The 22,239-nt window shown below is 73.6% G+C and carries 20 protein-coding genes; 1 reads left to right on the top strand and 19 read right to left on the bottom strand.

Translation table 11 applies throughout. The features are described 5' to 3' along the window. Positions 1 to 51 precede the first annotated feature (51 nt). The 15 genes from C1I92_RS04595 to C1I92_RS04525 all read right to left on the bottom strand — a co-directional run bounded on the left by C1I92_RS04595 (position 52) and on the right by C1I92_RS04525 (position 16,936). Positions 52 to 381 (bottom strand): N,N-dimethylformamidase alpha subunit family protein, encoded by a 330-nt coding sequence (locus tag C1I92_RS04595; protein ID WP_111253489.1) that lies wholly within the window; start codon positions 379 to 381, stop codon positions 52 to 54. A 2-nt stretch (positions 382 to 383) separates the two neighbouring features. After that, entirely contained in the window at positions 384 to 1,919 is a 1,536-nt protein-coding gene (locus C1I92_RS04590; protein WP_146605018.1) for a GMC family oxidoreductase, read from the bottom strand. After that, a complete protein-coding gene (locus tag C1I92_RS04585) occupies positions 1,892 to 2,527 on the bottom strand; it encodes a cysteine hydrolase family protein (protein WP_111253487.1) in 636 nt (211 codons plus the stop codon). The genes C1I92_RS04590 and C1I92_RS04585 overlap by 28 nt, the downstream gene beginning before the upstream one ends. Next, positions 2,524 to 3,540, bottom strand: a complete 1,017-nt coding sequence (locus tag C1I92_RS04580) for a phosphotriesterase family protein (RefSeq protein WP_111253486.1) — start codon at positions 3,538 to 3,540, stop codon at positions 2,524 to 2,526. Before C1I92_RS04580 ends, C1I92_RS04585 begins: the two co-directional genes overlap by 4 nt. Before the next feature lie 3 nt (positions 3,541 to 3,543). After that, positions 3,544 to 4,557, bottom strand: coding sequence for a phosphotriesterase family protein (locus C1I92_RS04575; protein ID WP_111253485.1), 1,014 nt, complete (start codon positions 4,555 to 4,557; stop codon positions 3,544 to 3,546). A 14-nt stretch (positions 4,558 to 4,571) separates the two neighbouring features. Next, entirely contained in the window at positions 4,572 to 6,029 is a 1,458-nt protein-coding gene (locus C1I92_RS04570) for an aldehyde dehydrogenase family protein (RefSeq protein WP_199520952.1), read from the bottom strand. A 13-nt stretch (positions 6,030 to 6,042) separates the two neighbouring features. Then, a complete protein-coding gene (locus C1I92_RS04565) occupies positions 6,043 to 7,506 on the bottom strand; it encodes a glutamine synthetase family protein (protein WP_369124074.1) in 1,464 nt (487 codons plus the stop codon). 58 nt (positions 7,507 to 7,564) lie between these two features. Beyond that, positions 7,565 to 8,902, bottom strand: a complete 1,338-nt coding sequence (locus C1I92_RS04560; protein ID WP_111253483.1) for a Rieske 2Fe-2S domain-containing protein — start codon at positions 8,900 to 8,902, stop codon at positions 7,565 to 7,567. 60 nt (positions 8,903 to 8,962) lie between these two features. Beyond that, a complete protein-coding gene (locus C1I92_RS04555; protein WP_111253482.1) occupies positions 8,963 to 9,901 on the bottom strand; it encodes a PDR/VanB family oxidoreductase in 939 nt (312 codons plus the stop codon). A 9-nt stretch (positions 9,902 to 9,910) separates the two neighbouring features. Beyond that, positions 9,911 to 11,842 (bottom strand): primary-amine oxidase, encoded by a 1,932-nt coding sequence (locus tag C1I92_RS04550; RefSeq protein ID WP_111253481.1) that lies wholly within the window; start codon positions 11,840 to 11,842, stop codon positions 9,911 to 9,913. Next, positions 11,839 to 13,347: a gamma-glutamyltransferase gene (locus C1I92_RS04545; protein ID WP_111253480.1), complete on the bottom strand. Its 1,509-nt coding sequence runs from the start codon at positions 13,345 to 13,347 to the stop codon at positions 11,839 to 11,841. The genes C1I92_RS04550 and C1I92_RS04545 overlap by 4 nt, the downstream gene beginning before the upstream one ends. A gap of 1 nt (position 13,348) precedes the next feature. After that, entirely contained in the window at positions 13,349 to 14,446 is a 1,098-nt protein-coding gene (locus C1I92_RS04540; protein ID WP_111253479.1) for an FAD-dependent oxidoreductase, read from the bottom strand. Continuing rightward, a complete protein-coding gene (locus C1I92_RS04535) occupies positions 14,443 to 15,684 on the bottom strand; it encodes an aminotransferase class V-fold PLP-dependent enzyme (RefSeq protein ID WP_111253478.1) in 1,242 nt (413 codons plus the stop codon). Before C1I92_RS04535 ends, C1I92_RS04540 begins: the two co-directional genes overlap by 4 nt. Positions 15,685 to 15,784: 100 nt before the next feature. After that, entirely contained in the window at positions 15,785 to 16,141 is a 357-nt protein-coding gene (locus C1I92_RS04530; RefSeq protein ID WP_111253477.1) for a cupin domain-containing protein, read from the bottom strand. Between the two features lie 84 nt (positions 16,142 to 16,225). Further along, complete coding sequence (locus tag C1I92_RS04525) at positions 16,226 to 16,936, bottom strand: GntR family transcriptional regulator (RefSeq protein ID WP_111253476.1); 711 nt, start codon at positions 16,934 to 16,936, stop codon at positions 16,226 to 16,228. Positions 16,937 to 17,034: 98 nt separating this feature from the next. Between C1I92_RS04525 and C1I92_RS04520 the strand changes: the two genes are divergently transcribed. After that, positions 17,035 to 17,736: a YoaK family protein gene (locus tag C1I92_RS04520; RefSeq protein ID WP_111253475.1), complete on the top strand. Its 702-nt coding sequence runs from the start codon at positions 17,035 to 17,037 to the stop codon at positions 17,734 to 17,736. A 197-nt stretch (positions 17,737 to 17,933) separates the two neighbouring features. On the opposite strand, the gene aroQ is transcribed toward C1I92_RS04520, so the two are convergent. The 4 genes from aroQ to C1I92_RS04500 are packed head-to-tail and all read right to left on the bottom strand — an operon-like array spanning position 17,934 to position 22,238. Continuing rightward, positions 17,934 to 18,404 (bottom strand): type II 3-dehydroquinate dehydratase, encoded by a 471-nt coding sequence (gene aroQ / locus C1I92_RS04515; protein WP_111253474.1) that lies wholly within the window; start codon positions 18,402 to 18,404, stop codon positions 17,934 to 17,936. Continuing rightward, on the bottom strand, positions 18,401 to 20,224 hold the full coding sequence (locus C1I92_RS04510) for a bifunctional sugar phosphate isomerase/epimerase/4-hydroxyphenylpyruvate dioxygenase family protein (protein WP_111253473.1): 1,824 nt from the start codon (positions 20,222 to 20,224) through the stop codon (positions 18,401 to 18,403). Before C1I92_RS04510 ends, aroQ begins: the two co-directional genes overlap by 4 nt. Then, positions 20,224 to 21,210, bottom strand: coding sequence for a phosphotriesterase family protein (locus C1I92_RS04505; RefSeq protein ID WP_111253472.1), 987 nt, complete (start codon positions 21,208 to 21,210; stop codon positions 20,224 to 20,226). Before C1I92_RS04505 ends, C1I92_RS04510 begins: the two co-directional genes overlap by 1 nt. Beyond that, positions 21,207 to 22,238: a DctP family TRAP transporter solute-binding subunit gene (locus C1I92_RS04500; RefSeq protein WP_111253471.1), complete on the bottom strand. Its 1,032-nt coding sequence runs from the start codon at positions 22,236 to 22,238 to the stop codon at positions 21,207 to 21,209. The genes C1I92_RS04505 and C1I92_RS04500 overlap by 4 nt, the downstream gene beginning before the upstream one ends. Position 22,239 lies beyond the last annotated feature (1 nt).

Genomic DNA, 22,239 nt, shown 5'->3' with positions numbered 1-22,239 from the left:
CCCACGGAAGCAGCAGAAGGGCCCGGCCGGGGCCGGAGCGGGTGCGGAAGCTCACCAGTCGATTCCGTGGTCGTGCAGTCGGTGCTCGAGCACCGCGTGCTCGGCGGCGCCGCGATCCGGGTAGCGCCGCGCCCCGACGACCGCCGGCGGCCGGCCCGGCGTCGCCGCGCGGACGGCGACGGCGAACCCGTCGCCGAGCCGCACGATCGCGTACCGGGGCAGGTCGGGGTCGGGGGTGCGGCGGACGAAGTCGAGCACCTCGGCGATGTCCGCGTCGTACGGCGGGAACGGCCGCGCCCGGGCCCGGTCGATCAGCTCGGCGGTGACCAGCGGCCGCACCCGCGTCCGCAGGATCTCGGCGTCCTGGATCGACAGCGCCATCGTCACCGGTCCTCGAGCAGCAGCCGGGCGACCTTCTCCCCCATGACGACGGCGGGCATCGCCGTCGTCGCGCGCGGGATCCGCGGCATGATCGAGCAGTCCGCGACCCGCAACCCGTCGACGCCGTGGACCCGGGCCCGCTCGTCCACGACGGCCAACGGGTCGCCGTCGACGCCCATGCGGCAGGTGCCGACGGGGTGCCAGTAGTTGTCCGGGTGGCGGTAGAGGTGGGCGACGAGCGCGTCACGGGCGAACGTCTCCGGTCCGGGGTGGAGCTCGGCGCCCACCAGCGGGGCCAGCCCGGCGGCCAGCTCGCGCAGGATCGCCGCACCCTCGGCGAGCACGGCGACGTCGGCGCCCTCGGGGTCGGCCAGGAACCGGTGGTCGATGACGGGCTTGGCCTCCGGGTCCGCGCTGCGCAGCCGCACGAACCCGCGCGAGCGCGGCTGCAGGGCCGAGACGCCGACGCTCCACCGCTTGCGCCCGGTCAGGTGGGTCGGGCTGTACGGCAGAAAGTGCAGGTCGAACGCCTCGGTGTCGAAGCTGGACGCGACCTTGCCCATCGCCTGCTCGTCCGGCGCCCAGCCGGCCGACCGGGCCCGCTCCATCGCCGCGGTCATCTCCTCCGAGCCCGACCAGCTCATCAGCAGGAACGGCTGGTCGTGCAGGTTCTCGCCGACGCCGGGCAGGTGCTGGACGAGCGGGACGTCCAGCGCCGCGAGCTGCGCGTACGGGCCGATGCCGGAGCGCAGCAGGACCGTCGGCGAGTTGTACGCGCCGCCGGCCAGCACCACCGTCCCGGCCCGCACCGTCGTCGCCGCGCCACCATGCCGGACCACGACGCCGCTGGCCCGGCCGCCGCTCACGACGACGCGGTCGACGAGCGCGTCGCCCACGATCCGCAGGTTCGGCAGCGCGCGCACCGGGTCCAGGTAGGCGAACGCGGTGTTGACGCGCACGCCGTCCTGGATGTTCACCGACTCCGGCGCGAACCCGGCGGCTTCGTCGACGTCGTTGAGGTCGTCCAGGCAGGGCATGCCGGCGGCGGGCGCCGCGTCGTACCAGGCGCGCTGCCACGGGGTGAGGTCGGCGGCGGCGTAGGTGTGGACGCGCATGCGCCGCGTGCCCTCGTGGAACAGCGGCAGCAGGTCGTCGGTGGACCAGCCGGTCAGCCCGGACTCCGCCCACGCGTCGTAGTCGCGCCGATGTCCCCATGTCTGCGTGCAGCCGTTGACGTCAGAGCAGCCGCCGATCGCCCGGGCCCGCTCGAAGCCGACGGTCCACGGGTAGGTGTCGCCGGAGTCGTAGCCCCAGTCGTGCGAGCGGCCCAGCCGGGTCGCGTCGAGCAGGTCCGCGGGCCAGGCCGCGCTCCCCTCGGGCCCGAAGTCCGGGCCGGCCTCGAGCAGCAGCACGTCCAGGCCGGCCTCCGCCAGCCGGGCCGCGACGACGTTGCCCGACGTCCCGCCGCCGACGACGACGTACTCGGCCGCCTCCGGCAGCGCCCGCATCCTCAGGACCCGGCCTGCTCGGTCAGCCACGCCGCGACGTCGTCCGCGACGACCAGCGCGTCGCGCTGCAGGTACTCGATCGCCTCCAGCGCGTAGGCGTGCGCCCGCTCGCTGGAGCCGCCGACGCAGTCGGTGATCACCCGCACCCGGTAGTCGTGCTGGTGCGCGTCGACCGCCGTGTAGTGGATGCACACGTCGGTGAGGCCGCCGACCAGTAGCAGCGTCTCGGCGCGGTAGGACTTCAGCACGATCTCCAGCTCGGTGCCGAAGAACGCGGAGTAGCGGCGCTTGCGGATCACGAACTCCTCCGGCCGCGGGTCCAGCCAGGAGGCCAGCTCGGTGCCGTCCTCGCCCTCGATGCAGTGCGGGCCCTCGGCGCCGTCGAGCTCGCGGCCGATGTCGACCAGCGACGGCTTGTGCACCTCCTGGATGAACACGACGGGGACGCCGGCCGAGCGGGCGAGGTCGATGAGCTTGCGCACCCGTGGTGCGCGCTGCTCGCGTCCGCCCATCACGGGGATGCCGCCGTCGCCGGGCGGCGTCTGGCCCGAGCCGCCCTGGATGTCGACGACGACGAGGACGGCGGCGCCGACGACGTGGGTGCGCGCGGGATCGGGGGTGGTCTGCGTGGAGGTCATGGGCGGTCCAGGAGGCGTCGGGGGGTGTGGACGAGGATGGTCTCGGCGATCTTCGGGTCACCGCCGGCCAGGCCGGCGATCGCCGGTGCGATGCGGCGGAACAGGTGGTCGTAGCCGTTGCCGCCGTTGCGGTGCAGGTTGGCCTGCGTCCAGACGTCGGCGCCGATGATCAGCTGGCCGCCGAAGCCCTCGCTCAGCAGCCACTCGGCCATCTCCAGCCGCTCGGCGTCGGTCGGGTTCCGCAGCGCGGGCGAGCCGTAGTAGAAGTCCGAGCCGAACGTGTCGTAGCCGAGTACGGCGCCGGCCTGGGCGATCTCGCGGTGGTAGCCGCGGTCCCACCGCTCGTCGAGGTGGCCGACGATGACGCGGTCGGCGGGCATGCCCTCGTCCAGCAATGCGGCGAGGACGTCCGTGCCGCCGGCCCCGCGGAAGGAGAGGTGGGCGTAGACGGCGGCGCCGGTGCGCGCCCCGGCCCGGCCGGCCGCGCGCAGGACGCGCCACTCGGCGTCGGTGACCGGCCAGCTGGTCCCGATCTCGCCGAGCAGCGCCGGCCGGATGCCGGTGCCGTCGATGCCGTCGGTCAGCTGCGCGACCAGGAACTCGGTCAGCTCGTCGACGCCGGCGTGCCGCACGTGGCCGGGCATCGTCGGCTCGACGTAGAAGCCTCCGCCGACGACGACGTGGACGCCGGAGCGCCGGGAGATCGACGGCAGCTCCTCGAGGCGCCGTCCCATGCCCGGCAGCGTCAGCTCCACGACGGCGGAGCCACCGGCGTCGCGCACGTAGGCCAGCTCGGCGGCGGCGACGTCCGGGTCGTCGAGCACCAGGTTCTCCGGCAGCGAGAGCGCGTTCCAGCGCAGGTAGGCGGCGGTCTCCGGCCCGATCGGCCCGGGCGGCGGCGGCTCGGCCGGCGGCTTGGCCCAGATGCGCAGGTCGCTGAGCAGATGCTCGTGCATCGACGTGGCGCCGAGCTGGTCCGGCTCGATGGGGCCGAGCACGGTGTGGATGGGCATCGGCTACTCCCCGAAGATCGCGCGGCGCGGGTTGACGGTGTGGATCCGGTCGAGCAGCTCCGGCTCGATGCCCGCCTGCCCGGCCAGGGTCCGGAACTCCTCGAACAGGAACGTGTAGCCGGGCCCGCCGAGCGCGCGCAGGTGCGAGCGCTGGCAGACGTCCTGCGACAGCAGGATCTGGTCCTGGTAGCCCTTGTCGATCATGGTCTTGAGGTAGGACAGCCGGCGGTCGATCTGGTGCATGATCAGCTCGCCGCCGATGCGGCAGGTCATCAGGCAGTCGAACTGCACGAACGCGCCGCGGCGCAGCAGCTCCAGCGAGTAGTCGACGCTCTTGACGGTGTCGGAGTGCCCGATCACGACGCGGGCCGGGTCGACACCCTCCTCGACCATGATCTCCAGCTGCGCCAGGCCGGTCGGGAACGAGGCCGCGTGCGTGCTGATCATGGCGCCGGTCTCGCGGCCGGCCCGGGCGGCGGCCCGGAAGGAGCGCTCCTCGACCGCGGTGATGTGCGAGAGGTCCGAGGCGATCTCGCCGATGATGCCGGCCCGCACGCCCGTGCCCGGGATCTCGTCGAGCAGGTCCGCGACGAGGTACTCGGCGATCTTGTTCGTCGAGTTGCGGTCGAACCAGCGCTTGTCGAGGTACGTGTCGTAGTAGTGGCCGGTGCCCAGGATCACCTGCACGCCGGTCGCCTCGGCCATCGCCTTCGTCGCGAGCACGTTCGCGATCGAGCGCGACCCCGTGTCGGGGTTCTGCTGCATGACGCGCAGGTCGTCGCTCCAGCCGACCGGCGCGGCGTAGTCGCTGAGCTCGCCGTTGGTCATGTCGATCAGCGTCGAGCCGCCGGCCGCGGTGAACCGGCGCAGCTCGGGCTCGGTGTCGGACCAGACGTTGAGGTAGCCGTCCTGCGGCGTCGTCCGCGTCATGTTGATGAAGACGTGCTCGTGCGGCAGCGTGACGCCCAGCTGGTCGGGCAGCAGCGGGCCGGTGACGCTCTGGACCGTGTCGACCATGTCCGTCCTCTCGATCAGATCGCCATGACGACGCTCTTGGGCTCACAGAAGCCGCGCAGTCCCTCGTCGCCGAGGTCGCGCCCGAGCCCGGACTCGCCGACGCCGCCGAAGGAGAGCGCCGGGTCGAACACGTTGTAGGTGTTCACCCAGACGGTGCCGGCCCGGATCGCCGCGGCCATGCGGTGCGCCCGGGACAGGTCGCGGGTCCAGACGCCGGCGGCCAGGCCGTACGCGGTGTCGTTGGCGATGCGGACCGCGTCGTCCTCGTCGTCGAACGCGATGACGCCCACCACCGGCCCGAAGATCTCCTCGCGCGCGATCGTCATGTCGTTGGTGACGCCGGTGAACAGGGTGGGCTCGACGTAGAAGCCCGGGCCGCGGGTCCCGCCGCCGGCCGCCAGCGTCGCGCCCTCGTCGACACCCTTGCGGATGTAGCCGAGGACGCGGTCGCGCTGCTCTTCTGAGACGAGCGGGCCGACCGTGACGCCGCCGGCGAGGCCGTCGCCCACCGGCACCTTGGCGACGGCGGCCGTCAGCCGCTCGGTCATCTCCGCGGCGATCGAGCGCTCCACCAGAAGCCGGCTGCCCGCGGTGCACATCTGCCCGGAGTGGCCGAACGACGCGCGCATCGCGGTGACGACGGCGGCGTCGAGGTCGGCGTCGGCGAAGACGATGTTGGGGCTCTTGCCGCCCAGCTCCAGCGTGACGCGCTTGAAGCCGTCGGCGGCGGCGTGCATGACGGCGCGCCCCACCTCCGTCGAGCCGGTGAACGACACCTTGGCGATGCCGGGATGACGGGTGAGCGCGGCGCCGACCCGGCCGTCACCGGTGAGCACGCTGACGACGCCGTCCGGCACGCCCGCCGCGAGCAGGATCCGGGCGAGGCGCAGCAGCGTCAGCGGCGTGTCCTCGGCCGGCTTGGCGACGACGGTGCAGCCGGCCGCGAGCGCGGGAGCGAGCTTGAACGCCGCGGTCATGATCGGGAAGTTCCACGGCAGGACGACGGCGACCGGGCCGACCGGCTCCAGCGTCGTGTACACGTGGTGGCCGCCGCCGTCGATCGGGACGACCGTGCCGCCGAGGCGCGACGGCGCGCCGGCGAAGTGCCGGAACGTGCGCGCGGCGCTGGCGGTGTCGGCGCGGGAGCGCTCGATGGGCTTGCCGTTGTCGCGCGTCTCGAGGATCGCCAGCTCCTCCAGGTCGTCCTCGATCAGCTCGGCGACCCGGTTCAGGATGCGGGCGCGCTCCAGCGGCGCGAGGCCGCGCCAGCGGCGGTCCTCGTGCGCCGCCACGGCGGCCGCGACCGCGGCGTCGACGTCGGCGTCGGTCGCCTGCGCGACGGTCGTGAGCACCTCCTCGGTCGCCGGGTCGACGACGGCGCGTTCCTCCCGGTCACCCAGGTCGACCCAGGTGTCGCCGCGGAGGAACGGCTCGTAGCCGGGCAGCGCGGGCACGGCGGTCCTGATGGTCACGGCGCATCCTTCCTCAGAAGATCCCGAAGTACTCGCGCTGCTCCCAGTCGGAGACGTGGCGCAGGTATCGCTCGAACTCGGCCCGTTTGATGGTGGCGTACCACTCCACCACGGTGTCGCCGAACGCAGCCCGGAAGGCGGCGTCGCCGGTCAGGGCGTCGACGGCCGCGCCGAGGTTCGACGGCAGCCGCTGCGCCCCGTCGGCGTAGGGCTGGGTCGTCGGCGCCGGCGGGACGAGCCCGCGGTCCACCCCGTCCATGCCGCTGACCAGCTGCGACGCGATGTACAGGTACGGGTTCGCGGCCGGCTCGCCGGACCGGTTCTCCAGCCGCGTGGCCGGGTCGCCGGGACCGCCGACGGCACGGATCATGGCGCCCTTGTTGTCGATCCCCCACGCGACGCGGTCCGGCGCGAGCGAGAACGGCTGGTAGCGCTTGTAGCCGTTGACGGTCGGCGTCGTGAACGCCGCGGCCGCGAGCGCGTGGTCGAGCAGGCCGGCGAGGTAGGCAGACCCGACGGCGGAGAGGGTGGCGCCGGGCGTGTCGGGGACGAACACGCCGGCGCCGGTCGCGAGGTCGCGCAGCGACTGGTGCAGGTGCCAGCCGGTCGACGCCCCTTCGGCGCCCTGCGGCCGGGACATGAACGTCGCGTGGTAGCCGAGCCCGGCCGCGATGCGGCGCACGGCGGTGCGGCACAGCACGATCGCGTCGGCCACCTCGGCGGCGTCGCCGGCCTCCATGGTGAGCTCGAACTGGCTCGGCCCGAACTCCAGCTCGATCGAGCGCAGCGGCAGGTCCAGCAGCGTCAGCCCGCGGTAGAGCGCGTCGACCAGCGGCTGCATGGCATCCAGGCCCTCGTCGTGCAGCAGTTGCGCGCCGCGTGTGGTAGGCAGGACGGGCGACGCGGCGCCCGGCCGCCCCGGGCCGCCCACCTGGTCCGGGCCGACGCCCACGCCGGCCTCGCGGAGCACGTGGAACTCCAGCTCGGCGCCGACGGTCATGGCGTAGCCGCGCGCGGCCAGCGTCGCCAGCTCGGTGCGCAGGATCGAGCGGGTGCAGAACGGCACCGGCGAGCCGTCGGGGAAGCGCACGTCGCACAGGACCATCGCGGTCCGGTCCGTCCACGGCAGCACGCGGAACGTCGTCGGGTCCGGGACGAGCACGATGTCGCCGGCGCCGCTGAAGCCGCCGACGCCCACGCCGGTGTCGGCGGAGAAGACCGGGAACACCGACTGCCCCGAGGTGTCCTTGAGCAGCAGCGAGCTGGGCGCCGTCACCCCGGAGCGCAGCGCGGCGGGCACGGCCGCCCGGGTCAGCGTCTTGCCGCGCAGCAGGCCGTGCTGGTCGACGAAGGAGAACCGCACCATCTCGATGCCGAGCTCGTCGACGACCCGCCGCAGCTGGCCGGCCGCCGCGTACTGCGCCTCGGACCACAGGTCGTGCCGGTCGACGAAGCCGCCGCGGTCCTCGGCCAGCATCGGCCGCGCCGAGACACCGCCGCCGGCCGCCGCGACCGGGCGCTCGTCGGCGTTGCGCTCACGCATCGGCGTGCGCCTCGGCGCGTGCGGTGCCGGCCGCCCACGGGGAGGCCTTCCGTCGCTCCTGCTCCCGCTCGATCCACCGCGTCTGCCACACGTCGTTGGCGGCGATGGTGTCGACGGCCAGCGGCCCGGTGAGCGCGGCCGCGTCGTCCTCGCCGACCGGGTGCGCCGGCGTCTGGCCGCCCGCCGCGAACGCGTCGATGGCGCGCAGCAGCAGCCGCCGGTTCGCCGTCACCGCGCGGTCGGAGACGCCCAGCCGCTCGACCGTGCGGTCCTGGATCGGGCCCATGCTCTCGACCGCCCACTGGTCGTGGACGTTGATGTCCAGGCCCATCCCGGTGTAGGTGAGCTCCTTCTGCTCCCGCGCGTCGAAGCCCCAGTTGTTGCTCCGGTTGCGCAGCGGCCGGTAGTCCGGCAGGCTCACGCCCTCCAGCCGCTGCTGGAGCAGGGTGTCCTTGTCGGTCCGCTCGGCGAAGTCGTACCAGATCATGTACCAGTAGTGGGTCTCGTCGTCGATCGGCACGTGCCACTGGGTGAAGACCTTCGAGTTGCCGAACGGCACCACGAACGCGTTGGGGAACAGCAGGTTCGTCACCCTGACGTGCTTGATGTCCTCGGTCAGCTGCCGCAGCGCGAAGACGCGCAGGCCATGGTCGGCGCTCTCCACCTCGATGTCGGGACGGTAGTTCTCGCCGACGAGCATCGAGAGCTTCTTGCCGGTGCCCTCGACCTCCTCGCTGAACTGCTGCCCGTAGACCTCGCGCGGGTCCTCCTGGATGAAGCGGTGCAGGAACGAGACGTGGCTGGGGTCGATGCCGCCCTCCAGGCCCTGCAGCCAGTTGCACTCCCACAGGCCCTTGAACGCGAACGTGTACTCCTCGGGCGCGACGAAGCAGTCGTAGTGCGGGAACGGCGGCGGATCGCCGGCGCCGAGGTAGGCGAAGATGATCCCGTTCCTCTCCACGCACGGGTAGTTGGCGATGCGGATCTTGCCGAGGAACTGGCTGTGCTCGGGCTCGGCGGGCTGCTCGACGCAGCGCCCCTCGCCGTCGTAGAGCCACCCGTGGTAGAGGCAGCGCACGCCGTCGTTCTCCAGCCGCCCGTAGGACAGGTCGACCCCGCGATGGGCGCAGAACCGGCTGATCAGCCCCCAGCCGTCGCTCTTCTTGAACAGGACGAGGTCCTCGCCGAGCAGCTTGATCGCCTTGACCGGGCGCTCGCTGGGCATCTCCGACACCAGCGCCGCGGGCTGCCAGTAGGACCTGAGCAACGAGCCCAGCGGCGTGCCGGGGCCGGAGCGGGTGATCTTCTCGTTGTCTTCCTGCTTCAGCATGACGCGCGGCTCCCTCGCCTCAACCTTAGGATCCGATCCTAGCCTGATTGTATCCAATAGTCACGCGTCGAGGACCAGGAGCGGACAGGCCGCCCTGGAGACGCAGACCATCATGCAGTCGTTGGCGGCCCGTTCCTGCGTGGTGAGCACGTAGTCGCGGTGCTCGACCTCGCCCTCCACCACGCGGGTCTCGCAGCTGCCGCAGATGCCCTCCTCGCAGTCGGTGAGCACGTCGACGCCGGCCTCGCGCAGGACCTCCAGGACCGAGCGGTCCGGCGGCACCTCCAGCTCGACGCCCGTCCGGGCCAGGCGGACGGCGAACGTGCCGCCGGGCTCGTACTCCACGGCCGGGGCCGTGAAGTACTCGCAGCGCAACCGCTCCTCCGGGACCAGCGACCGCAGCTGCGCCAGCATGCGTTCGGGCCCGCAGGCGTAGACGAGCGCGTCCGGCCGGTCGGCGACCTCGCGCGCGAGGTCCGCGCGCCGACCCGAGTCCCGCGCGACGACGGCGACGTCGCCGTCCAGCGCCGCGAGCTCGTCGAGGAACGGCATCCGCGACCGCGACGCGCCCAGGTACAGCAGCCGCCACCCGATCCCGTCGGCCGCGGCCCGGCGCACCATCGGCAGCAGCGGGGTGATGCCGATGCCGCCGGCGATGAACAGCACATCCCGCGCGGGCTGCAGGGCGAAGTGGTTGTGCGGGCCGCGCACCCTCAGCACGTCGCCCGGCCGCAGCGCCTCGTGCACGTGACGCGAACCGCCGCGGCTGGTGTCCTCGCGCAGCACGGCGATGCGGTACCGGCTGGCCGCCGGGTCGCCGCACAGGGAGTACTGCCGCACCGGCGCGCCCGGTGCGACGAGGTCGATGTGCGCGCCCGGCTCCCACGCCGGCAGCGCGCCGCCGAGCGCCTCCAGCTCGACCGAGAGCACGTCCTCGGCCTCGATCGTCATCGCCCGCACCCGGACGGGCAGCTCGGGAGCGTCGGCCCGAGTGGCCATGCGGGCCTCCTAGTGGTGGTCGTGGTGTGCGTGCCCGGCCTCGGAGTGACAGTGCGCCGACGGCTGGGACGGCGGCACGTCGAGCGCCGGGTTGCGGTCGAAGAACCCGTCCGGCTCCAGCCGCAGCCCGATGTGCTGCACGGGCATGATCGGCCAGTCCTCCGGGCGCACGTAGTGGTGCGAGGCGATGATCGGCCACAGGACCAGTTCGGCGCCGTCCAGCGGCCGGTCGGCCTGCCGCCACGCGGCGATGCCCTCCTCGCCCAACGGCGCCTGGTTCGGGTACTCCCCCGCGATGAACCGCTCGGCCGGGTCGTACGCCGTCGCCCACAGGTGCTTGGCGATGAACGGCGCCTTGCGCTCGACGACGCTGCCGGGCCGGGCGAACAGCCGGGTGGTGTTCGGCAGCCCGAGCCGGAACGCGGTCGGCTCGCCGTAGCGGTTGGTGCGCTCGGTGCTCTCGACACGCCAGTGCAGCGCCCGGGACGGGTCGTTCGTGCGGCCCGCCTCCAGCTCGGACGCGATGACGGTCGGCACCATGCGGCACGCGTTGCCGTACGGGTTGAGCTCCTCGTCCTCCTCGACCTCCGCGTGCACCTCGACCAGCCGGTTGAGCGGGCCGTCGATCGCGGTGTCCAGCCGGATCGCGAAGTAGTGCTGGTGCGTCGGCGCCTGGACGTTGGGGCCGACCATCCGGCCGTAGCGCGGCGACTCGCCGTCGTCGATGCCGGACACCGACAAGATGCCGGTCAGCTTGATCTCCAGCTCGATCGCGCCGTCCTGGTACAGCGACCAGTAGAAGCCGTAGTCGTAGTTCGCGACCGTCGCGAAGAACGAGATGACCAGCCGGCGCGACCGCCGCACGTCCGCCTCGCCGGTGCGGGTGTTCACGTGCTTCCAGAGGATCGAGTAGTCCTCCTCGTGCATGCAGACGCCGTTCGCGATCGTCTTGACCTCGCCGTGGCCGTCGAGCACGTGCGCGTCGAAGTAGCGGATCTCGCCCAGGCAGTCGCAGCCCAGCTCCAGCGACGCGGTGAGCGGCCCGGCTCCGTATTCGCCCCAGTCGAAGAAGTTCTTGCGGTAGGCGGTCGGGTCGGAGTCGAGGTACGGGACGTACATCTCGTTCACCGCCGCGCGGCGCAGCACCGGCCGCACCGTGTCGCCGTCGCGGTAGACGAGGTCGTGCAGCACCAGGCCCTCGCGGTGGGTGAAGCCGAGGCGGAACGTCCAGTTCTGCCAGCTCACCTCGTGGCCGTCGACAGCGAAGCCCGGACCCTGCGGCTGGGTGATCTCCAGCGGCGCGACCTCGCGGTCCGGGCCCCAGGTGCCGGAGCGGTACACGCCGGTCTCGCTCGCCATCGGGATGACGCCGTGGTCCTCGATGCGGACGATGTCGAGCGTCTCCAGGTCGACGATCGGGACCAGGCCCGCGACCGGGCGGGCGTAGCCGTTGTCGTCGGCGGACTCGCGGTGCCACACGGTCCCCCACGACAGCCGCCGGTCGGCGAGGTCCTCGGGCTCGAAGCCGGTGATCGACTCCGGGTCGACCCAGACCAGGGAGGTGTCGTCGATGCCGCGCTTGGCCAGCGCCTCCTTGAGCAGCGGGTGCTCGCGGGCGGCCTGGGCGACCAGCCGCGCCTCCTCCGACGAGACGCCGGGACGCTTGGCGTCGACGGGCTGCCAGGCCACGACGGACGCCGCCCGGTCCGACCCGGCCGTCCAGCCGGTGACCTCCCACGCCGCGTGCTCGTCGGGGTTCATGACGACGAGCCGCACCGGGCGACCCTGGCCCGGCGCGAGGCCGCGGGCGATCCCCTCCTCGACGGCGATGCCCCAGAAGCGCGGGCGCGTGCCGATGCGGTCGTCCTGCCGCACGAGGACGACGACGCCGGCGATCTCCTCGGGGCCCAGCGGGTCGCTCCACAGGCGTGCCGTGGTCATCTCTCCTCCTGGTGTCTCGATGCGACGACGCCCACGCCGTCGGCTCTGGGGTCGCTCGCGGCCTCCAGTGTGTTCCCGTGCCGACGGCACACCTGGACGTGTCCGGCCGTGTCGGCCGGGCCGGGGAACCGGGCGACGGGCAACCCGGCGGCGGCCGCGGCCGCCGTGACCTCGTCGGCGACGCCCGGCTCGGCGACGAGGGTGAGCTCGGCGTGGCCGAGGTCGACGTCGCCGATCACCCAGCGCGGCCAGGCGAGCACGTCGTCGAGCGGCCGCCGCGGGTCGGTGAGCGCGGGCAGCAGCTGGGCCAGGATCCACGGCTGGGCCCGGCCGCCCTGGCACCCCGCCACCACCGTCGTCCCCGCCGACTCGACGATGACGGGGCACAGGGTGTGCGGCGGCCGCGCGCCGGGCGCCAGCCGGGCCGGCGACGACGGGTCCAGGCTGAACGCCGCGCCGCGGTTGTGCAGCACGATGCCGGTCGCGAGGTCGAGCAGGCCGGCGCCGAAGCTCTGGAAGACGCTCTGCACGATGGTGACGCTCCAGCCGGCGTCGTCGCTCGCCGTCACCGCCACGGTGTCGCCGCCGGCGCGCGGCTCCGGCGCGACCGCGACGGGCTCGCCGTCCAGCCGCAGCAGCGCCTCCAGGCCGTCGTGGGCCGAGCGGGGGTCGCCGAGGTGCGCGGCCCGGGCCCTGACGCCGGCCAGGCAGGCGTCGAGCAGCCGAGTGGGATCCGGTGCGCCGCCGGCCACGGCCCGCGCGACGCCCAGCAGGACCGGTCCCACGGACGGGGGCGGCGCGACCGACCAGGTCACGCCGGCGATGTCACGGGTCACGGCGGGGACGGTCTCCGGCCGGTAGCCGGCGAAGTCGGCGACCGTGTGCGTGCCGCCGTGCGCCCGCAGCGCCGACACGAGGGCGTCGGCCGTCTCGCCCTCGTAGAGGTCCCGCGGATCCTCGGTCAGGCGCCTCAGGGTGGCGGCGAGGGCCGGCTGCCGCAGCGGCTCGCCGACCCGCAGCGGCTCGCCGCCGGGCGCGAACACCGACCGCAGGCCGGGATCGGCGAGCACGGCCTCGCGGCGGACGTCCAGCGCCCGCTCCAGGCCTGCGCTCACCGGCGTGCCGTCCGCCGCGATGTCGGCCGCGGCCAGGAACGACGAGGCCAGCGGCAGCCGGGCGCCGAGGCGGACCAGCTCGGTCCAGCCGGCGACGATGCCCGGCACCGTCACCGTGTGCGCACCCTGCCGCGGCATCGCGGTCCAACCGGCCGACACCCGCCCGATCTCCCGCGGCGCGACGCCGGCCGCGACGACCGCCGTCGTCACCCCTTCGGGCGAGCGCACCAGTGCGACGAGGTCGCCGCCGAGCGCGCACTGGTGCGGGTAGACGACGGTGAGCGCGACCGCGGCGGCCAGGGCGGCGTCGAGCGCGTTGCCGCCCGCGGCGACGGCGCGCTCACCGGCGGCGACGGCGTCGCGGTGCGGTGCGGCCAGGGCGACGGCCATGTCAGAGCCCCCGCCGCGCCGTCGAAACGAAGTCGAGGTCGTCGCGCGGCTTTCCGTCGCACAGATCGGCAACCGCGTCGCCGATGGCCGGCCCGAACTTGAAGCCGTGGCCGGAGCAGGCGGCCGCGACCACGACCTGCGGGGCCGCGGCGAGCGGGCCGATGACGAACCGCCGGTCCAGCGTCATCGTGTAGAGGCAGGCGGTCAGCTCGACCGGGGTGGTGTCCAGTCCCGGCACGTAGCCGGCCAGGAGCTCACGCAGTCCGGCGACCTCCTGCGGGCTCGGCGGGTCGGCCGGGCGTTCCGGGTCCCAGACGAGGCCGGCGTCGACGCCGAGCTTGACGCCGTTGCCGTCGGCGTCGGGGATGCCGAACACGAGGCCTTCGGGGCGGTCGACGGAGAACGTGCCGAGGTTCGGCGGCAGGCCGGCCGGCTGCCCGGTCCGCACCGTGATCGTGAGGATCCGCCAGACCTCCAGCAGCGGCGCCAGTGCCGGCACCAGCGCGCCGGACCAGCTCCCGGCCGCGACGACGAGCCGGCCCGCCGTCAGCTCGCCGTCGTCGGTCGTGACGCGCACGCCCGTCGCCGTCGGCTCCCAGCCGTGCACCCGGACGCCGTGCCGCAGCTGCGCGCCGTGCGACGCGGCGACCCGCTGCAGGGCCGCCAGCGCCCTCGCCGCCTCGACGACACCCGCGGCGGGATCGTGGACGGCACCGTACCCGGCGGGCACCGCGAGGCCGGGCATGCGGCGCGCCAGCTCGCCCGGATCGTCGACGACGACGCAGTCCGGTCCCTGCAGGCGCGGCTCGCCGCGGAACGCGTACAGCCCGCCGGTGCGGTGGACGAGCCGTTCGCCGGTCTCGGCCTCCAGCGCCGCCCAGGCGGTGAACGCGCGGTCGACGAACTCGTTCCAGACCGGGTTGGGATAGGCCCGGCGGATCATCCGGGTCCGGCCGTGCGACGAGCCCCGCTCGTGCCCCGGCGGAAAGCGGTCCAGTGCGATCACCCGCCGGCCGCGGCGGGCCAGGCTCGCGGCGGCCGCGCTGCCGTGCACGCCGAGCCCGGCGACGACGACGTCCGCGTCGGGGTGGCGCGTCATCCGCTCACCCGCCCGGCGACCACGGCCCGCACGCCCTCGACGAGCGCGTCGAGATCGTCGTCGTCGTTGTAGACGTGGACCGACGCGCGCACGACCGACGGCAGCGACCGCGCGCCGAGGTCCCACTGACCGTGCGTCGCGGGCACCGACACCACGCGCACGTTGCGCGCCGCCAGCCGCTCGACCACGGTGCGGCACTCGACGCCGTCGACGACGAACGTCACGATCGCCGACGAGGCCTCGCCCGGGTCGGCGATCGTCACGCCGGGCACGTCGGCGAGGGCGGACCGCAGCTGCCGGCCGCGCGCCCGCAGCCAGCGCTGGGTCGTCTGCGGCGAACGCTCCAGCGCCTCGCGCAGCCCGACGCCGAGGCCGAGCCGCGCGGCGACGGCACTCTCCCACGACTCGAACCGGCGCGCGGTGAGGTTGAGCTCCCAGCCCGACCGCGACACCCACTCCGCGCCGCGCACGTCCGGCGCCGTCGGCGTCAGCCGCTCCAGCAGCGACTGCCGGACGTAGCCGAAGCCGGTGCCGCGCGGGCCGCGCAGGAACTTGCGGCCGGTCGTGACGAGGGCGTCGCAGCCGATCGCGTCGACGTCGACGGTCAGGTGCCCCACGGACTGGGTGGCGTCGAGCACGTAGGTCGCGCCGTGGCGCCGGGCGATCTCGCCGATCCGCTCGGCGGGCTCGACCAGCCCCGACGACGTGGGGATGTGCGAGACGGTGACGATGGTCGGGCGTCCGTCGGCCAGCAGCGCGTCGAGCGCGGCCAGGTCCACCTGCCGCTGAGCGTCGACCGGCGCGACGACCAGCTCGGCCTCGTGCTCGCGGGCCACCGTCATGAGGTGCATCGCGTGGCTGACGTAGGTCGTGCTGGAGGCGACGATCCGCTCCCCCTTGCCCGGCCGGAGCGCGTCGACGATCACCCGCAGCCCCGTCGAGGCGCTGTCGAAGAGGGCGATCTCGTGGGCACGCGCGCCGATCAGCTCCGCGGCCGCCGCGTACACGTCCTCGGTGCGCTCGCGGGCCACCGCCGCCGCCTCGTAGCCGCCGTACCGCTCCTCCAGGCGCAGGTGGTCGACGACGGCGGTCATGACGCCGTGCGACGGCAGCGCCGAGCCGGCCGCGTTGAAGTGGTGGGACAGACCCGCGCCGACGGTACGCGCACGCTCGGCGGCGACGTCGATCTCCGTTCGCGCGCCGAGGGCGGTGGCAGGTGCCGCCTCGATCGAATCCATCTCGCATCGCCCTTCCGCTAGGGATCCAAAACTATCATACGTGGATCCAATCCGGCCATGCAGGTGTTCGCCTGCCGGCCAGGACTCCCGAGGTCGCAGGTCAGGGCTTGTAGACGACGTAGACCTTGCGCAGTCGCTCGTGGACCGTCCACTCGCCGCACCACCCGATCGGGAAGTACGCCGTCGCGCCGGCGGCCACCTCGACCGGCTCCTCGCCGTCGCGCTGGACCGTCATCCGGCCGGCGATGACGTGGATGATCTCGCCGCGAGTGAGGAACTCCCAGCGGGAGCGGCCCGGCTCGCTCTCCCAGACGCCGGAGATGACCGTCCGGTCGTCGGTGGCGAAGTCGACGCGGCTGCGCACCAGGATCTCGCCGTCGAGCGGCTCCGCACTCGGCGGGCCGAGCGGCTTCTCCTCCAGGTCTGCGGCGTCGAGGGGGCGATTGGTCACAGTCATGGCGGGCTCCCGTCCGGTCGGAGGTTCACCTCACCCTAGCTGCTAGCATCCAATCTATGAAGTTTGGGATCCAATCGGTGATGCTCAGCCGCGGAAGACGGTGGAGGAGCGCTTCTCGTACCACTCGGCCAGCTGCTCGCCGGCCTTGATGACGTGCTCGCGCATCTCCGCGGCCGCCGTCTCAGTGTCGCCCGCCGCCAGCGCCGCGACAATGCGCTCGTGCTCGCGGAAGTTCTCGTCCCGGTGACGGGTGTCGTTGACGATAAGCTGGGCCGAGACGTTGCGCGGGAACAGCTCGTTGATGTCGTTGACGACCTTGGCCAGCCGCGCGTTGCCGGAGATCTCGGCGATCAGCGTATGGAAGCGGTCGTTGCCCAGCCGGCTGACGGGCAGGCCGGCCGCGCCGTTCCTGCTTTCGGCCAGCGAGTTGTCGTACATCTCCTGGTTCGCCCGGCGCAGCTGCTCCAGCTGGTCGTCGGTGATGCGGTCGACCGCGCGCGCGGCGGCGAGCGCCTCGAGCTGGGCGCGCACCTCGTACGCCTCGCGCACCTCCCACGGCGCCGGCACGCGCACCACGGCGCCGCGGTTGGGCAGCACCTCGATGAGGCCGCCGCTCTGCAGCTGGCGCAGCGCCTCGCGCACCGGCGTCCGGCTGACGCCGAAGTCCGCGGCCAGCTCCGCCTGGCGCAGCTGCGCGCCGATCGGGATCTCGCCGGACATGACGCGGTTGCGGATGCGGCTGGCCAGGTCGTCGACCAACGCGTGGCCGGTCTTCTCCTCGGTGGTGTCGGACATCCGCGGTCTCGCTTCCTCGCGTCTCGGGCCTCTCGGAAGATCGTAGCGAATCCGAAACTCCACGTCTTGGATCCAGTTGCTGGGAAAGGTGTCGTGCCATGAGAACGATCCCCGCCCCGAGGATGCACCTGTGGCTCATGCTGGCGCTCACGTTCACGACCGGCATCAACGACGCGATCGGCTACCTCGGCCTCGACAAGGTCTTCACCGGCAACATGACCGGCAACGTCGTCATCCTCGGCATGGCCATCGCCGGCGCCGACGACCTCCCGGTGCTGGGCCCGGCGCTCGCCCTGGTGGGCTTCATGGCCGGCGCCGCCATCGCCGGCCGGGTCCTCCGGCGCGCCGGCCGCCCCTGGACCCCCGGCGTCACCTGGGTGTTCGCCGTCGTGGCCGCCCTCATGTTCGCTCTGGCCGCTGTCCTGATCCTGGCCGGCGACGAGCCCGGCCAGGCGACCATGGTCACGGTGACGACGCTCGCCGCGCTCGGCATGGGCCTGCAGGCGGCCGCCGCCCGTCACATCGCGGTGAAGGACGTCACCACCGTCGTCGTCACCAGCACGATCACCGGACTCGCCGCCGACTCCCCGTTCGGCGCGGGACGGGGCGGCAGCGCCACCCGCCGCACGCTCGCGATCGTCCTCATCCTCGCGGGAGCCGCTGCCGGGGCACTGCTGCTACGGATTCACGCGGCGTGGGGGTTGGCGCTGGCCGGCGTCGTCATCGCCGCCGTGACCGTCGTCGGCGCCCTTCACGAGCGGCGTGCGCCGACAAGTCAGCCGCAAGCGGCACGGAGCTGACCGCCGCCCGGTCTCGACGGCGGATGCCCGCGAAACCGGCAGACGCAGACCGACGCCGGCCCGGAACCGTCGGCGTGGCGCGCATCCGCCGGTTTCGCGGGCATCAGCCGGTTCCGCCCAAGGTCGCCCCGGCCACGAGACACCCGCGTCTCCGAGCGGCGCAGCAGCTGGCCGACGCCCTCCAGGGCCGGCGCCCGTCAGCGCCTGGTGGAGTGCTCGCGGCGGCGGGCGAGGGCGTCGATCGCGTAGGCGTACCCGTCGGGGCCCAGGCCGGCGACGACTCCGATGGCGACCGGCGCGAGGTGGGAGTGATCGCGGAACGGCTCGCGCGCGTGCACGTTCGAGAGGTGCACCTCGATCGCGGGCAACCCGGCCCCGCTGACCGCGTCGCGCAGGGCGATCGAGGTGTGCGTGTACGCGCCGAGATTGAGCACCGCACCGAGGGTGACGCCCGCCGCGGCGTCGCGCCCGGCCTCGTGCACCCAGTCGACCAGCTCGCCCTCGTGGTTGGACTGCCGGAAGTCCAAGTCCACCCCGGCAGCAGCCGCGGCCGGCTCGCAGCGGCGGCGGAGGTCGTCGAGCGTGCCGGAGCCGTAGACGCCCGGTTCGCGGGCGCCGAGCAGGTTGAGGTTCGGCCCGTTGAGGACGTGCACCTTCGTCGCCGTCATCGGCGGCTCAGCCGCTGGTCGCGCTGGTGCTGGGCGGCCAGCCGGACGGCGGCGTTGGGCGCGCCGTACCCGTCGTAGCCGCCGCGGCGCTGGGTCACCTCGAAGAACACGCTCCCGGCCGTCTCGGTGTAGAAGTGCAGGAAGTCGCCGTTCTCGTCGCGGTCGTAGAGCACGCCGAGCTCGCGCATCTCCTCGACCAGCGACGCCGGCAGGTCGAACCGCGCGGCGAGGTCGTCGTAGTAGTTGCCGGGGATCGGCAGCCAGCGCAGCCCCCGCGCCCGGGCGGCGCGGGCGGCCAGCATGACGTCGGAGCTGGCGAACGCGACGTGCTGCGGGAAGCCGCGCGGGTCGTCGTAGGCCGGCGGCGCGACGTTCAGGGCCAGCCGGACGGCGCCGTCCGCGCTGCGGATCACCTGGCTGCGCACCAGCCCCGTCGGCGCCGCGACGTCCTGCGATCCGGCCGAGCGCAGGCCGAGCACGCTGCCGTAGAAGAGGACGGCCTCGTCGAAGGCCTGCCACGGCTGCGCCAGGTTGACGTGGTCGATGCCGGTCAGGACCGGGTCCTCGGGAGGGACCTCGGCGCCGTCGCTCTCGAACTCCGCGACCCACTCCGGCTCACCGGCGAGGAACACCTCGGTGCCGTCCGGCGCCCGGAACGCCGGCAACGGCTGCTCGCCGGCGTAGGTGCGGCGGAAGACGGGCGGCGCCTTCAGCTCGCCGGCCCGCTGGGTGGCGGCCTTGGGGTCGGCCACCTCGAACCCGACGGCCGCCAGCGTCGGCGGCCACTCGCGGGCGAGGTTCTCGTTGCACACGACCCGGGCCGGCCCGTGCGCCCACAGCCGGACCGGCTTGCTGCGGTGCCGGCCGCGGAACGTGAAGCCCAGCTGCCGCAGCAGCGTGTCCACCTCGCCGGCGTCCTCGGCCTTCACCTCGACGAAGTCGAAGCCACGGGGAGGGTCGACGTCAGGCAGCCGCTCGGGCCCGCCGGGCAGTGACACCGCGCCGCCGGACCGGGCCACCTGATCCTCCAGCCACCGCAGCGACCGCTTGGCCTGCTGCGCCGTCCGTAGCACGTCGGTCTGCCGGAACGTGTCGTTGAACACCTCCAGCGACAGCGGGCCCCCGTAACCGGCGGCGAGAACGTGCCCGACGAACCGGGCGAGGTCGAAGGCGCCCTCGCCGGGGAAGAGCCGGTGGTGCCGGCTCCAGGAGAGGACGTCCATGGTCAGCGCGGGCGCGTCGGCCAGCTGCAGGAAGAAGATCTTCTCGCCGGGGATGGCCTCGATGGCCGACGGGTCGTGGCCGCGCGACAGGATGTGGAAGCTGTCCAGGCAGACGCCGACGCCGGGGTGGCCGGCCAGCTCCGCGATCCGCCACGCCCGCCGGTAGTCGTCGACGTAGCGGCCCCAGGCCAGCGCCTCGAACGCCAGGCGGACGCCGTACGGCGCGGCCTCCTCGCCGAGCCGGCGCAGCTGCGCCGCGGAGTGCTCGTCGTCGTCGACGGTGGCCGTGGCGACGTTGCTGCACACCAGCATGGTGTCGATGCCCAGGCGCGCCATCAGGCGGAACTTCGCCCGGGCCCGGCGCAGCACCGCGTCGAACGCCTCGACGCTCACGCCCTCGGCGTCGCGGAACGGCTGGTACAGGTCCAGCGACAGGCCGAGGCGGCCGGCCAGGGCGGCGATCTCCTCCGGGCTCTCCGGCGCCGCGACGAGGTCCGGCTCGAAGATCTCGACGCCGTCGAAGCCGGCCTCGGCGCAGGCGTGCAGCTTCTGCGTCAGGGTCCCGCTCAGGCAGACGGTGGCGATGGACGTGCGCATCAGCTCTCCTTCGCCGGAGCGAGCAGCCGCGCGGGGTTGGCGACGAGCAGCTGGTGGAGGTCGGCCTCGGTGGCGCCGCCGGCGACCAGCCGCGGCACGATGCGGCGCGGGATGTTCTCCATGTGCCAGTTCGGCGCGTGGACGGCGCGCCAGGACGGCGGGGTGACCTGGCTGAAGAAGGCCGCGTCGTGCGAGAGCACCATCCGGTCGGCGTACCCGAGACGGAGCAGGTCGAGCACTACGGCGACGCGCCGCTCGTCGGGCAGCACGTGCTCCATCCCGAACCGGTCCATCCCGATGGTGGCGCCGGTGTCCATCAGCGCGCGCAGGTAGTCCAGGTCCTCGCTGTCCCCGCTGTGGCCGACGATGACCCGCTCGGGCGCCACTCCCCTGCCGGTGAGGAACCGCAGCTGGTCCAGCCCGTTCCGCGACGCCGCGTGCGTGTGCGTCGTGATGGGGACGCCGGTGTGCAGGTGCGCCTCCGCGGCCGCCGTCAGCACGCGCTGGACGTCCGCCGTGAGGCCGGGCCGGTCGGTGACGACCTTCAGCATGCCGGCCCGGATCCCGGTGCCCGCGACCCCCTCGGTGAGGTCGCGGACGAAGAACTCGGTCAGCGGGTCCGGACCGTCGACCAGCAGCCCGGGGCCGTGGGTGTGGAAGTAGGCGGGCAGCACGTCGGCCGTGTAGTAGCCGGTCGACACGACGATCCGCACCGCGCTGCGCTCGGCCACGCGGGCGACCCGGGCGACGTCGCGGCCCAGGCCGAGCACGGTGAGGTCGACGACGGTGCGGACGCCGAGGTCCCAGAGACGCCGCAGCCCGTCGACGGCCCGCTCGACCGCCGCCGCCTCGTCCCATTCCGGGTGGGGGAAGTTCAGTTGCAGCTCGGGGTGCTGGACGAACAGGTGCTCGTGGATGAGCGTGGTGCCGAGCTCGCCGGCATCCACTGCGCCCCGGGTCGTCTGGACCTCCCCCGCCCCAGTCACTCCGCCGTGCTCCGGATGCTCTCGTAGATGGCCAGCTGCTCGTCGTTGAAGTTGTCGCGCAGGTAGCCGTCGGCGCGGGTGCGGAACGCCTCGACGTCGACGTCGTCGACGACCTCGATCGCGCCGGCCTGCTCCCACTCGGCGAGCGTGGACTGCTCGTCCTCCTCGACGCAGCCGGGCACCTGCTCGACCGCGGCGTCCACCGCGGCCTGCAGCGCCTCCTGCTGCTCGGCCGACAGCTCGTCCCACGCGCCGCCGATGATCACCAGGTTGGAGTTGGCCTGGTGCGAGGAGAGGCTGAGGTAGTCCTGGACCTCTTGGATGCTGTTCGCCGCGATGTTGACGATCGGGTTCTCCTGGCCGTCGGCGGTGCCCTGCTGCAGGGCGAGGAACAGCTCCTCGTAGGCGACCTCCACCGCCTGGGCGCCCAGCGCCTTGGCGTTCATGAGGAACTGCGGCGACGCCGGGAACCGCATGCGCAGACCGTCGAGGTCGTCCGGGGTGCGGATCGGCTCGTTGGCGGTGAAGTGGCGCATGCCGGCCGACCAGGCGCCGAGCGTGTGCACGCCGGTCTCCTCGGCGAAGCTCTCGATCAGCTCGTCGGAGGCCTCGCTCTCGAAGTAGCGGGCCAGGTGGTCGGCGTCGTCGAACGCGTAGGCGGCGTCGAGGACGCTCACCGGCTCGTAGATGGCGCCGAGCGCCGACGCGCCCTGGATGTCGATGTCGATGTCGCCGGAGACCACCGAGCTGATCCGGTCGGCGTCGCCGCCGAGCTGGCTGGCCGGGAAGATCTCGATCCGCAGGCCGACGCCGGCCGCCTCCACCTCGTCGGCGATCACCTGGGCGCCGCACCGGTGCTGCGGCTGCGTGTCGGTGTAGCTGTGCGCCAGCGTCAGCTCGACGTCGCCACCGTCACCGGACGACGTGGCCTCGGCGTCGCCGTCGTCACCGCAGGCGGCGAGGGCGAGCAGCGGGACGGCGGTGAGGAGCGCGAGCGCGGAGCGGGTGCGGGTGCTGGGAACGGACATC

Source organism: Jiangella anatolica (assembly GCF_003236295.1).
In the GTDB taxonomy this organism is placed as follows: Bacteria; Actinomycetota; Actinomycetes; order Jiangellales; family Jiangellaceae; genus Jiangella; species Jiangella anatolica.
This window is presented reverse-complemented; position numbering and strand designations above follow the sequence as displayed.